Genomic DNA, 11,751 nt, shown 5'->3' on the forward strand with positions numbered 1-11,751 from the left:
CGGAAAAACCAATGCCAGCATGGATAACTGGCATTGGCTGATAATTCAGGCTCCCCAGGCGAACCGCTGTCGACTTAGCCCTTGAACCCGAAAGTTCAAGGCGGAAGATGCAGCAGGCTTTAAGGCTTTCCGTCTAGCGGACATGCACACCAGCCCAACGTGCAACTTCCAGGGTAGTGCGAATCGGCTCAGGGACATCGCCAACTGGCAAGCACCCCAGGGAGTGGCGGGAGTATACCGCAACCGCTGTCAGGAATCAGCTTTGCTTGCGTCCGAATCGGTGGCCAGGACCAGGTCAACACGTTCCAGCAGATCCCGGACCTGTTCGCGGGTGGTGGCGCTGGCCTGCACATCCGGACGCTCCTGGCGGTGCAGCAGATCGTGGGTGATGTTCAGCGCGGCCATGACCGCGATGCGATCGGCACCGATGACTTTGCCGCTGCTGCGGATCTCGCGCATCTTGCCGTCCAGGTAACGGGCGGCGCTCACCAGATTGCTGCGCTCTTCCTGGGGGCAGATGATCGAATATTCTTTGTCGAGGATCTGCACGGTAACGCTATTGCTTGAACTCATGAGTCTTGCTCCAGGGCCTTGAGGCGCGAAATCATCGATTCGACCTTACGCCGGGCGATTTCGTTTTTTTCAATGAGGTGCGCGCGTTCCTCGCGCCAGGTCTTTTCCTGAGCTAATAAGAGTGCGTTTTGACTCTTTAGTTGCTCGACCCGGGTAATAAGCAGTTCGAGTCTGGCCATCAGTGCGTGCAGGTCGGTGTCTTCCATTGTGTCCCACTGAAGTTGGTCTGATGAGTGGCAACTGGCTGGACAGCGCCTGGACGGCCTGAACGGTCCTTGCGCATTCGGTGCTGTCCGGTCGGCAATCTGTCCGTCGCCCAAGGCCCGGCGGACCGCTGTAACGGGGCGCGAGGCGCAACGCGGCGCTGGCAATGAATGATGACACGCCCTACGATACAAGGCCTTCATTCTAGACATTGCGCCGCTTGGCGCCTAGCTGCCCATGCCCATTCAGAATTCCCCGTACAACGCCTTCGCCACCCTGCTCAGCAGCAGTGGTCATCCTGTTTCTCCTGCCGAATTGCACGGCCTGTTGCTGGGTCGCAGCTGCGCCGGCGCCGGCTTCGAGGTCGACGGCTGGTTGGTGGACGCCGCCGAGCTGCTCGAAGGCGAGCCGCAAGACAACGTGCGCAACGCCTTGATCGGCCTGCAGGAAATGGTCAAGGGCGAACTCACCAGCGACGACATGACCGTGGTCCTGCTGCTGCCCAGCGACGACGCTCCCCTGACCGAGCGTGCCGCGGCCCTGGGCCAGTGGTGCCAGGGCTTCCTCGCCGGTTTCGGCCTCAATTCCCGTGACAGCAGCGCCCTGAGCGCCGAGGCCACGGAAGTGTTGCAGGACCTTGCCGCCATCGCTCAGGTCCAGGATGCACTGGAAGAGTCCGACGACGGCGAAAGCGACTACATGGAAGTGATGGAGTACCTGCGGGTCGCGCCGTTGCTGCTGTTCACCGAAACCAACAAGACCGTTGCACCGGCTGCCAAGCCTTCTCTGCACTGATCGACAGGGAACTGCATCTGCCCATGATTCATATCCCTAAAACGGAATACAGCCGTCGCCGCAAGGCGCTCATGGCGCAGATGGAGCCCAACAGCATTGCGATCCTGCCGGCCGCCGCCGTGGCCATTCGCAACCGCGATGTGGAGCATGTCTACCGCCAGGACAGCGATTTCCAGTACCTCAGCGGTTTCCCCGAGCCCCAGGCCGTAATCGTGCTCATGCCCGGTCGCGAGCATGGCGAGTACCTGCTGTTCTGCCGTGAGCGCAATGCCGAGCGCGAGCTCTGGGACGGCCTGCGGGCAGGCCAGGAAGGCGCGATCCGCGACTATGGCGCGGACGATGCGTTTCCCATCACCGACATCGACGACATTCTCCCGGGCCTGATCGAAGGTCGTGACCGGGTCTATTCGGCCATGGGCAGCAACCCCGAGTTCGATCGTCACCTGATGGAATGGATCAACGTGATCCGCTCTAAAGCGCACCTTGGCGCCCAGCCGCCGAACGAATTCGTTGCCCTGGATCATCTGCTGCACGACATGCGCCTGTATAAATCGGCGGCGGAAGTGAAGGTGATGCGCGAAGCTGCACGGATTTCCGCCCAGGCCCATATCCGCGCCATGCAGGCCAGTCGCCCCGGATTGCACGAGTTCAGTCTGGAGGCCGAGCTGGATTACGAGTTCCGCAAGGGCGGGGCGAAGATGCCGGCTTATGGTTCCATCGTCGCGGCGGGGCGCAACAGCTGCATCCTGCACTACCAACAGAATGACGCCCTGCTCAAGGATGGCGATCTGGTGCTGATCGACGCCGGTTGTGAAATCGACTGCTACGCCAGCGATATCACCCGGACCTGGCCGGTCAACGGCAAGTTCTCGCCCGAGCAGAAGGCGATCTACGAACTGGTGCTGGCGGCCCAGGAAGCGGCGTTTGCCGAAATCGCCCCGAACAAGCACTGGAACCAGGCCCACGAGGCGACGGTTCGGGTCATCACCGCCGGTCTGGTGCGACTGGGCCTGCTGGAAGGCGGCGTCGACGAGCTGATCGCCAGCGAGGCCTACAAAGCCTTCTACATGCACCGCGCCGGACACTGGCTGGGCATGGATGTACACGATGTCGGCGAATACAAGGTCGGCGGCGAGTGGCGGGTGTTGGAGGTCGGCATGGCGCTGACCGTGGAGCCGGGCATCTATATCTCCCCGGACAACCAGCAGGTGGCTAAGAAGTGGCGCGGCATTGGCGTGCGCATCGAGGACGACGTGGTAGTGACCAAGCAGGGCTGTGAAATTCTGACGGGCGGCGTACCGAAAAGCGTCGCCGAAATCGAGGCGTTGATGGCCGCCGCCCGGGTCCAGGCCTCATGAGCCGGGTCAATCTGGCCATCATCGGTGGCGGCCTGGTCGGTGCCAGCCTGGCCCTGGCCCTGCAGGCTGGCGCCAAGGCCCGGGGCTGGAAGATCGTGCTGATCGAGCCGTTCGCCCCCGGCGACAGCTTCCAGCCCAGCTACGATGCGCGCTCTTCGGCGCTGTCTTTCGGTGCCCGGCAGATCTACCAGCGCCTGGGCCTGTGGCAGGCGATTTCCCGGCGCGCCGAGCCGATCAAGCAGATTCACGTGTCCGACCGCGGGCGGTTTTCCACGGCGCGCCTGTCGGCCATGGAAGAGGGCGTTCCGGCCCTGGGCTATGTGGTGGAAAACGCCTGGCTCGGCCAATGCCTGTGGCAGGGCCTGGACAAGGACGTGATCAGTTGGCGCTGCCCGGCGGAAGTCACCCGCCTGGAGCCTCTGGAAGGCGGCTATCGCCTGACCCTGAATGACGAAACCACCCTGGAATGCGACCTGGCGGTGCTCGCCGATGGCGGTCGTTCCGGCCTGCGCGAACAGCTGGGGATCGGGGTCCGGAATCGCCCTTACAACCAGAGTGCGCTGATCGCCAACATCACCCCCAGCGAAGCCCACAACGGCATGGCCTTCGAGCGCTTCACCGACGACGGCCCGATGGCGCTGCTGCCCTTGCCGGACAACCGCTGCGCGCTGATCTGGACGCGCCAGGGCATGGACGCCCAGCGTCTGGCCGAACTGGATGAGCGCAGTTTCCTCAGCGAACTGCAGGGCGTGTTCGGTTATCGCCTGGGCACCCTGAAACAAGTGGGGGCGCGGCATCTGTACCCGCTGTCCCTGGTAGAAGCCGAAGAGCAGGTGCGCCCGCATCTGGTGGTGCTGGGCAACGCCGCCCACAGCCTGCATCCGATTGCCGGCCAGGGCTTCAACCTGTCGCTGCGTGACGCCCAGGCCCTGGCCGACGCCTTGCTGGCCAGCGAGCAGTTGCCCGGGGATTTTGCCGTGTTGCAGGCCTATCGCGAGCGTCAGCGCCTGGACCAGAACCTGACCGTGGGCTTCTCCGATCAGGTCACCCGACTGTTTGGCAGCAAGCTGCCGCTGCTGTCGGTGGGCCGCAACCTCGGCCTGCTCGGACTGGACCTGCTGCCCCCGGCCAAGCGCTGGTTCGCGCGCCAGGCCATGGGCCTGGGTACTCGCCCGGATGCGTGAGTGGCTGGCCCGACGCGTCGGCAAGGCACGCTTGCTGCGCTGGGTGATGAACCTGTATCCGCCCTATCTGGGGGCCGGTGTGCGGATTCGCCAGATCAGCGCGGATTTGCGCGAAGTCCAGGTCTCCATGGGCCTGGGCTGGTACAACCGCAACTATGTCGGCACCCAGTTCGGTGGCAGCCTGTATTCGATGGTGGACCCGTTTTTCATGCTGATGCTGATGGAGAACCTGGGCCGCGACTACATCGTCTGGGACAAGGCCGCGGCTATCGATTTCATTGCCCCGGGCAGGGGGCCGGTGTTTGCCCGGTTCAGCATCGACCAGGCGCTGCTCGACGAAGTGCGCCGGCAGACCGCCAATGGCGAAAAGTACCTGCCGCAGTTGCAGGTCGAGATTCATGACGGCTCCGGCACCCTGGTGGCGCGGGTCGATAAAACCCTTTATGTGCGGCGCAAGCCGCAAGCGAGACAGGCCTAAAGCATGGAAATGCGCGCAGATGTGCTGATTGTCGGAGCCGGAATGGTCGGCAGTGCCTTGGCGCTGGCGTTGCAGGGCAGCGGCCTGGAAGTGCTGCTGCTCGATGGCGGCTCCTTGAGTGTCAAACCCTTCGCCGCCGAGTCGCCGTTCGAGCCCCGGGTCAGCGCCTTGTCGGCGGCCAGCCAGCGCATCCTCGAACGCCTTGGCGCCTGGGACGGCATCGTCCGGCGTCGCAGCAGCCCCTACTGCGACATGCAGGTCTGGGATGGCAGCGGCACCGGGCAGATCCACTTCTCCGCGTCCAGCGTGCATGCCGAGGTGCTCGGGCATATCGTCGAGAACCGGGTGGTGCAGGACGCCCTGCTCGAACGTCTGCACGAATGCGACATCGGCCTGCTGGCCAATGCCCGCCTGGAGCAGATGCGCCGCTCCGGCGATGACTGGCTGCTGACCCTGGCCGATGGTCGGGTGTTGCGCGCACCGTTGGTGATCGCCGCCGACGGCGCCAACTCGGCGGTGCGCCGCCTGACCGGCTGTGCCACCCGCGAATGGGACTACCTGCACCACGCCATTGTCACCAGCGTGCGCAGCAGCCAGCCTCACCAAATGACCGCCTGGCAGCGCTTCACCGATACCGGCCCGCTGGCCTTCCTGCCGCTGGTACGGGATGGGCAGCAGGATTGGTGCTCGATTGTCTGGTCCACCACGCCCACTGAAGCCGAGCGCCTGATGGCCCTGGACGACGAGCGCTTCTGCGTTGAACTGGAGCGCGCCTTCGAAGGCCGTTTAGGCAAGGTGCTCGGCGCCGACCCGCGGCTCTGCGTACCGCTGCGCCAGCGGCATGCCAAGCGCTATGTGGCCGAAGGCCTGGCGCTGATCGGCGACGCGGCCCACACCATCCATCCGTTGGCGGGGCAGGGGGTCAACCTGGGCTTTCTCGATGCCGCGGTACTGGCCGAAGTGCTGCTGCAAGCGGCCGGTCGTGGCGAGCGCCTGGCCGAGGTCAAGGTCCTCAGTCGTTTCGAGCGCCGGCGCATGCCGCACAACCTGGCGCTGATGGCGGCCATGGAAGGCTTCGAACGCTTGTTCCAGGCCGATCCGCTGCCACTGCGCTGGCTGCGCAACACGGGCCTCAAGGTGATCGAGCAAATGCCCGAGGCCAAGGCGGTCTTCGTGCGCCAGGCCCTGGGCCTGAGCGGCGATCTGCCAGAGCTGGCGAGAGCCTAGGACCCGACGCGAAGGTGGCGCGTGCTTGAGGGCGGTCCTACGCAACATCTGGTAACGCCTCGGCGCCGGGTTCGGTTGAGATGGCAAATGGGAGTCCTTATCATTTCGCCTCATTTTGAAATCGAGAGACTGCTCCCATGTTGGCACCGAAGCGTCTACTGACTGCCCTGGCCCTCACCCTCATCGGCAGCGCCGCCCAGGCCGCCGATGAAGTCGTGGTCTACTCCTCGCGTATCGATGAGCTGATCAAGCCGGTGTTCGATGCCTACACCCAGAAGACCGGGGTGAAGATCAAGTTCATCACCGACAAGGAAGCGCCGCTGATGCAGCGGATCAAGGCCGAAGGCGAAAACGCCACCGCCGACCTGCTGCTCACCGTGGATGCCGGCAACCTGTGGCAGGCCGAGCAGATGGGCATCCTGCAGCCGTTCACTTCCAAGGTCATCGACAGCAACATTCCTCTGCAATATCGCTCTTCCAACCACGCCTGGACCGGCCTCAGCCTGCGGGCGCGGACCCTGGCCTACTCCACCGAGCGGGTCAAACCTTCCGAGCTGACCACCTACGAAGCCCTGGCCGACAAGCAGTGGGAAGGTCGCCTGTGCCTGCGCACCGCGAAGAAGGTCTACAACCAGTCTCTGACCGCCACCCTGATCGAAACCCACGGCGCGGCGAAGACCGAAGAGATCGTCAAGGGCTGGGTCAACAACCTGTCCACCGATGTGTTCTCCGATGACATCGCGGTACTGGACGCGATCAACGCCGGGCAATGTGACGTCGGCATCGTCAACACCTACTACTACGGTCGCCTGCACAAGCAGAAGCCGAACCTGGCGGTGAAGCTGTTCTGGCCGAACCAGGGCGATCGCGGGGTGCACGTCAACCTGTCGGGCATCGGCCTGACCAAGCACGCGCCACACCCGGAAGCGGCCAAGGCCCTGGTGGAGTGGATGACTACGCCTGAGGCGCAGAAGATCTTCGCCGACGTCAACCAGGAGTTCCCGGCCAACCCGGCGGTGGCGCCTTCGGAAGAAGTGGCCAGCTGGGGCAAGTTCGTGGCCGATACCCTGCCGGTTGAAATCGCCGGCAAGCGCCAGGCCGAAGCCATTCGCTTGATGGACCGCGCTGGCTGGAACTGAGCCTGCCGTTATACTGCGCCCCGCTTTTGCGGGGCGTTTTGTTTAACGGTTGGGCTTTTGTGGCGAGCGAGCTTGCTCCCGTTCCACCGCGTAGCGGTGGCAAGCCCTGAATACGTGATTCAACTGGCGTAACGTGGTTGCAGCTGTTGGCGCGGCCATGGCGCCCAGCGGGAGCAAGCTCCCTCACCCCACGGGTTTTGCGCAAGTATTTTTGTCTGTTCCACCTGCCCGAGAGTTCTTTGTGGCCCATCCCGCCCAACGTCGCTGGTATCCCCTGGTCTTTGCCGTAGCGGCCCTGGTCCTGCTACCGCTGAGTGTGCTGCTGCTGTCCTGGCAGGCGGTCGATGCGCAGATCTGGTCCCACCTGTGGGACACGCAGATGCCACGGTTGCTGAACAACACCCTGACCCTGGTGCTCGGGGTGGGGGTTGGCGTCACGCTGCTGGGGGTGAGCCTGGCCTGGCTCACCAGCCTCTGCGAATTCCCCGGACGGCGTTGGCTGGATTGGGCGCTGATGCTGCCCTTCGCCATTCCGGCCTATGTGCTGGCCTTTGTCTTCGTCGGCCTGCTGGACTTTTCTGGACCGGTGCAAAGCCTGCTGCGGGAGTGGTTCGGCACGGGCTTGCGGCTGCCCAGGGTGCGCTCCACCGGCGGGGTGATCCTGGTCCTGGTGCTGGTGTTCTATCCCTATGTCTACCTGCTGGCGCGCAATGCCTTCCTGGCCCAGGGCAAGGGGCTGATGGAAGCCGCACGAGTCCTCGGCCAATCGCCCTGGCAGGCCTTCTGGCGCGTGGCGCTGCCCATGGCGCGGCCGGCCATCGGCGCCGGGGTGGCCCTGGCGCTGATGGAGACTCTGGCGGATTTCGGCGCGGTGTCGGTGTTCAACTTCGATACCTTCACCACCGCCATCTACAAGACCTGGTACGGCTTCTTCAGCCTTTCCAGCGCTGCGCAGCTGGCCAGCCTGTTGCTGCTGGCGGTGATGCTGGTGCTGTATGGCGAGCGCCGGGCCCGGGGGGCCAGCCGTACCGGCAATGAACGCCCGAGGGGCAAGGCCCTGTATCACCTGCGGGGGATCAAGGCCGCGGCGGCCACGGGCTGGTGCCTGCTGGTGTTTGCCTGTGCCTTCGTGATTCCGCTGCTGCAACTGCTGGCGTGGTTCTGGCAGCGCGGGCGCTTCGATCTGGACGAGCGCTACGCCGGATTGATCGTGCATACCTTGTACCTGGGGGGCATGGCGGCGTTGATCACCGTCAGCGTGGCCCTGCTGCTGGCCTTCGCCCGTCGCCAAGCGCCGACCCGGGGCATCCGCGCCGGGGTCAGCCTGGCGAACCTGGGCTACGCCTTGCCCGGCTCGGTGCTGGCGGTGTCGATCATGCTGGCCTTCAGTTACCTGGATCGCGAGCTGGTGATCCCGCTGTCCGGCTGGCTGGGCGGGGCTGGCAAGCCGCTGTTGCTGGGCAGCCTGTCGGCCTTGCTGCTGGCTTATCTGGTGCGCTTTATCGCGGTGGCCTACGGGCCGCTGGAAAACAGCCTGGAACGGATTCGCCCGTCGCTGCCCGAAGCCGCGCGCAGCCTGGGGGTGGGTGGGCCGCGACTGTTTTTCAAAGTGTATCTGCCGCTGTTGCTGCCCGGGACCCTGAGCGCGGCCTTGCTGGTGTTCGTCGACGTGCTCAAGGAAATGCCCGCCACCCTGCTGATGCGCCCGTTCGGCTGGGACACGCTGGCGGTGCGGATCTTCGAGATGACCAGCGAAGGGGAGTGGGCCCGGGCCTCGTTGCCGGCGCTGACCCTGGTACTGGTTGGCCTGCTGCCGGTGATTGGCCTGATCCGTCGCTCGGCCCAGCGAATCGGTTAGGTGCCAGCCTTGCACCTTGCAGCTACAATGCGCGGCATTCGGTGCGGCCTGCTGTTTGGCCGGGACGCTGAAATCGGCTGCAAGCCACCTGTTTCAAGGCTTTCACCCTAGCAGCGCCAGTCCGCACCCTCGCCACGCCCGGAAGGAGAAACCCATGGGACAGCGCACGCCTCTGTATGACCTGCATCTCGCCCTCGGCGCGAAAATGGTCGATTTTGGCGGTTGGGATATGCCTTTGCATTACGGTTCGCAGGTCGAGGAGCACCATCAGGTGCGACGTGATTGCGGTGTGTTCGATGTATCCCACATGACCGTGATCGATGTCAGCGGCGCCCAGGCCAAGGTCTGGCTCCAGCACTTGCTGGCCAATGATGTCGAACGTTTGCAGCACCCTGGCCAGGCCTTGTACAGCACCATGCTCAACGAGCGCGGCGGCATCGTCGACGACATGATCGTCTATCGCCTCGAGGACGCTTATCGCCTCGCGCTCAACGCCGCCACCCGGGACCAGGACCTGGCCTGGATGCAGGCGCAACTGGGCGAATACCAGGTGCAACTGCGCGAGCGACCGGAGCTGGCCATGCTGGCGATCCAGGGCCCCCAGGCCCGGCACAAGATCGCCGAACTGGTGACCCAGTCCCGCGGCACCCTGATCCAGCAGCTCAAACCCTTCGAAGCCGGCAGCGACGGCGACTGGTTCATCGCCCGTACCGGCTACACCGGCGAAGACGGTCTGGAGATCGTCCTGCCCGCCGAGCAGGCGCCGGGTTTCTTCAACGATCTGGTGGGGGCGGGGATCTCGCCCATCGGCCTGGGCGCCCGGGACACCCTGCGCCTGGAAGCCGGCATGAACCTCTACGGCCAGGATATTCACCAGGATGTTTCGCCCCTGGCGGCGAATATGGCCTGGAGCATTGCCTGGGAGCCGTCCTCGCGCAAATTCATTGGGCGCACGGCCCTGGAGGCCGAGCGCGCATCCGGGGTGAAGCAGAAACTGGTGGGCCTGGTGCTGGAGGAGCGCGGGGTTTTGCGCGCACATCAGGTGGTTCGCATCGCCGATGTTGGCGAAGGTGAGATCACCAGTGGTAGTTTCTCCCCTACGCTGAGTAAATCGATCGCACTGGCGCGGGTGCCGATGGCCACCGCCGACCGTGCCGAAGTGGAAATCCGCGGCAAGTGGTACCCGGTCCGGGTGGTCAAACCGACCTTCGTGCGCCACGGCAAGACCTTGATCTAACTATTTCCAGCCGGCATTGCGCCGCTGACACTTCTTCTTGAGGACACAGAACATGAGCGATATCCCTGCCCACCTGCGTTTTGCCGATAGTCACGAATGGGCCCGTCTGGAAGCCGACGGCAGCGTGACCGTGGGTATTAGCGACCATGCTCAGGAAGCCCTGGGCGATGTGGTGTTCGTCGAGCTGACCGAAGTCGGCAATGTGTTTGGCGCAGGGGACCAGGCCGGTGTGGTGGAGTCGGTGAAAGCCGCTTCCGATATCTACGCCCCGGTAGCCGGTGAGGTGATCGCGGTCAACGAAGAGCTGAGCGCCAGCCCCGAGCTGCTCAACAGCGACCCTTACGGCGCCTGGATCTTCAAGCTCAAGCCAAGCAATCCGGGTGACCTGGACAAGCTGCTGGACGCCGCCGGCTACAAGGCCGCCATCGGCGAATAAGCCGTTCTCGCCGGCCTGCCCGCGCCTGTTTATGCAGGGGCGGGCTGGCCGGCGAAGGCTCTTAGGCCTGCAACACCTCTTTCACCGCCGCCACCGCACGTTCCACGTCGGCCTTGCTCATGGCGGTGAACATTGGCAACGAGACGATCAGTCGACCGACTCGTTCCGCCACCGGGAACATCCCCTCCTTGAAACCGCGCTCGCGGTACAGGCTCAGCAAATGAATCGGCGGGTAGTGATAGCCGATGCCGATCCCGCGTTCCTGCATCTGCTCCATGAAGGTGGCGCGCGCCGGCTTGCCGTCCTTGCGCTCCGGCAGCACCAGCTGGAACAGGTGCCAGTTGCTGTTGCTGAAATCCGCCGGCGGTAGCTGGGCGCCATAGCGGGCCTCGAAGTCGCTGCCGAAGCATTCGAAGTAGTGCCGGGCCAGCTCGCGGCGATGGGCGGTGATTGCCTCGATATGGGCAAACTGGCCCAGGCCGATAGCGGCCGCGACGTCGGTCATGTTGAACTTGCCGCCGAGCACGTCCACGTCCAGGCCGTCGAAGCCGCTGCGGGTCACGCCCTGCAGGCGGTACTTCTCGGCCAGGCGCACTTCCTCCGGCGTGTTGAGGACCAGGCAGCCGCCCTCGGACGAAGTGACGTTCTTGTTGGCCTGGAAGCTGAAGGACACGAAGTCGCCACCGGCGCCGATACGCTGGCCATTCCAGCTGGAGCCCAGGGCCTGGGCCGCGTCTTCCACCACCCGCAGGCCGTGTTTCTTGGCCAGGGCATACAGGCGAGTCATGTCCACCGGCAAGCCGGCCAGGAACACCGGAATGATGGCTTTGGTGCGCGGGGTGATCGCCGCTTCGACCTGGGCCAGGTCGATGTTGCGGGTGATCGGATCGATGTCGGCGAACACCGGCGTGGCGCCCACTTCGAGAATCACGTTGGCGGTGGCGACCCAGGAGATCGGCGTGGTGATGACTTCATCCCCGGGGCCGATGCCGGCGATGCGCAGGGCGATCTCCATGGTGCAGGTGCCGGAGTTGAAGGTACGTACCGTGCGCCCGCCGAAGAACTCCGACAGCTGGGCTTCGAAAGCCTGGACCTTGGGACCGCTGGTGATCCAGCCCGAACGCAGCACTTCGCCGACGGCGGCGATGGTGGCTTCATCAATGGTGGGTTTGGAGAACGGCAGGAATGGCAGTTGGCTCATGACAGTGGGACACCCGATAAGCGGACGATGGAAGCAGGGGTTGAGGCGCGCCGGGGCTGGC

At 64.5% G+C, this 11,751-nt stretch carries 12 protein-coding genes and 1 other RNA gene; 9 read left to right on the plus strand and 4 right to left on the minus strand.

Annotated features, from left to right (window positions below):
- Positions 1–47 precede the first annotated feature (47 nt).
- The 3 genes from ssrS to GGI48_RS16395 all read right to left on the minus strand — a co-directional run bounded on the left by ssrS (position 48) and on the right by GGI48_RS16395 (position 779).
- Positions 48–226, minus strand: a non-coding RNA gene (ssrS, locus tag GGI48_RS16385) — 6S RNA.
- A gap of 23 nt (positions 227–249) precedes the next feature.
- A complete protein-coding gene (locus GGI48_RS16390) occupies positions 250–573 on the minus strand; it encodes a cell division protein ZapA (RefSeq protein ID WP_016962902.1) in 324 nt (107 codons plus the stop codon).
- Positions 570–779, minus strand: a complete 210-nt coding sequence (locus GGI48_RS16395) for a TIGR02449 family protein (RefSeq protein WP_011064144.1) — start codon at positions 777–779, stop codon at positions 570–572. The genes GGI48_RS16390 and GGI48_RS16395 overlap by 4 nt, the downstream gene beginning before the upstream one ends.
- Before the next feature lie 235 nt (positions 780–1,014).
- On the opposite strand from GGI48_RS16395, the gene GGI48_RS16400 reads away from it, so the two are divergent.
- The 9 genes from GGI48_RS16400 (at position 1,015) to gcvH (ending at position 10,489) form a co-directional block, all read left to right on the plus strand.
- Positions 1,015–1,572 carry a YecA family protein gene (locus GGI48_RS16400; RefSeq protein ID WP_016962903.1) on the plus strand — a complete coding sequence of 186 codons (558 nt, stop codon included), beginning with the start codon at positions 1,015–1,017 and terminating at the stop codon, positions 1,570–1,572.
- 23 nt (positions 1,573–1,595) lie between these two features.
- The gene (gene pepP / locus GGI48_RS16405; protein ID WP_179599164.1) at positions 1,596–2,930 is read left to right on the plus strand and encodes a Xaa-Pro aminopeptidase; all 1,335 of its coding nucleotides are present in this window, start codon (positions 1,596–1,598) and stop codon (positions 2,928–2,930) included.
- Positions 2,927–4,114 carry a 2-octaprenyl-6-methoxyphenyl hydroxylase gene (gene ubiH / locus GGI48_RS16410; RefSeq protein ID WP_047306565.1) on the plus strand — a complete coding sequence of 396 codons (1,188 nt, stop codon included), beginning with the start codon at positions 2,927–2,929 and terminating at the stop codon, positions 4,112–4,114. Before pepP ends, ubiH begins: the two co-directional genes overlap by 4 nt.
- Positions 4,107–4,592 (plus strand): DUF4442 domain-containing protein, encoded by a 486-nt coding sequence (locus GGI48_RS16415; protein ID WP_016962906.1) that lies wholly within the window; start codon positions 4,107–4,109, stop codon positions 4,590–4,592. The genes ubiH and GGI48_RS16415 overlap by 8 nt, the downstream gene beginning before the upstream one ends.
- A gap of 9 nt (positions 4,593–4,601) precedes the next feature.
- Entirely contained in the window at positions 4,602–5,819 is a 1,218-nt protein-coding gene (locus tag GGI48_RS16420; RefSeq protein WP_016962907.1) for a 2-octaprenyl-3-methyl-6-methoxy-1,4-benzoquinol hydroxylase, read from the plus strand.
- A 137-nt stretch (positions 5,820–5,956) separates the two neighbouring features.
- On the plus strand, positions 5,957–6,958 hold the full coding sequence (locus tag GGI48_RS16425) for an extracellular solute-binding protein (RefSeq protein WP_016962908.1): 1,002 nt from the start codon (positions 5,957–5,959) through the stop codon (positions 6,956–6,958).
- Between the two features lie 241 nt (positions 6,959–7,199).
- Positions 7,200–8,816, plus strand: coding sequence for an iron ABC transporter permease (locus GGI48_RS16430; protein ID WP_179599165.1), 1,617 nt, complete (start codon positions 7,200–7,202; stop codon positions 8,814–8,816).
- 154 nt (positions 8,817–8,970) lie between these two features.
- Positions 8,971–10,053 carry a glycine cleavage system aminomethyltransferase GcvT gene (gene gcvT / locus GGI48_RS16435; RefSeq protein ID WP_016962909.1) on the plus strand — a complete coding sequence of 361 codons (1,083 nt, stop codon included), beginning with the start codon at positions 8,971–8,973 and terminating at the stop codon, positions 10,051–10,053.
- 52 nt (positions 10,054–10,105) lie between these two features.
- A complete protein-coding gene (gcvH, locus tag GGI48_RS16440; protein WP_011064135.1) occupies positions 10,106–10,489 on the plus strand; it encodes a glycine cleavage system protein GcvH in 384 nt (127 codons plus the stop codon).
- 61 nt (positions 10,490–10,550) lie between these two features.
- Here the strand turns inward: gcvH and GGI48_RS16445 are convergent, their stop codons facing one another.
- On the minus strand, positions 10,551–11,690 hold the full coding sequence (locus GGI48_RS16445) for a DegT/DnrJ/EryC1/StrS aminotransferase family protein (protein ID WP_179599166.1): 1,140 nt from the start codon (positions 11,688–11,690) through the stop codon (positions 10,551–10,553).
- Positions 11,691–11,751 lie beyond the last annotated feature (61 nt).

It is taken from the genome of Pseudomonas protegens (assembly GCF_013407925.2).
Taxonomy (GTDB): Bacteria; Pseudomonadota; Gammaproteobacteria; order Pseudomonadales; family Pseudomonadaceae; genus Aquipseudomonas; species Aquipseudomonas fluorescens_AP.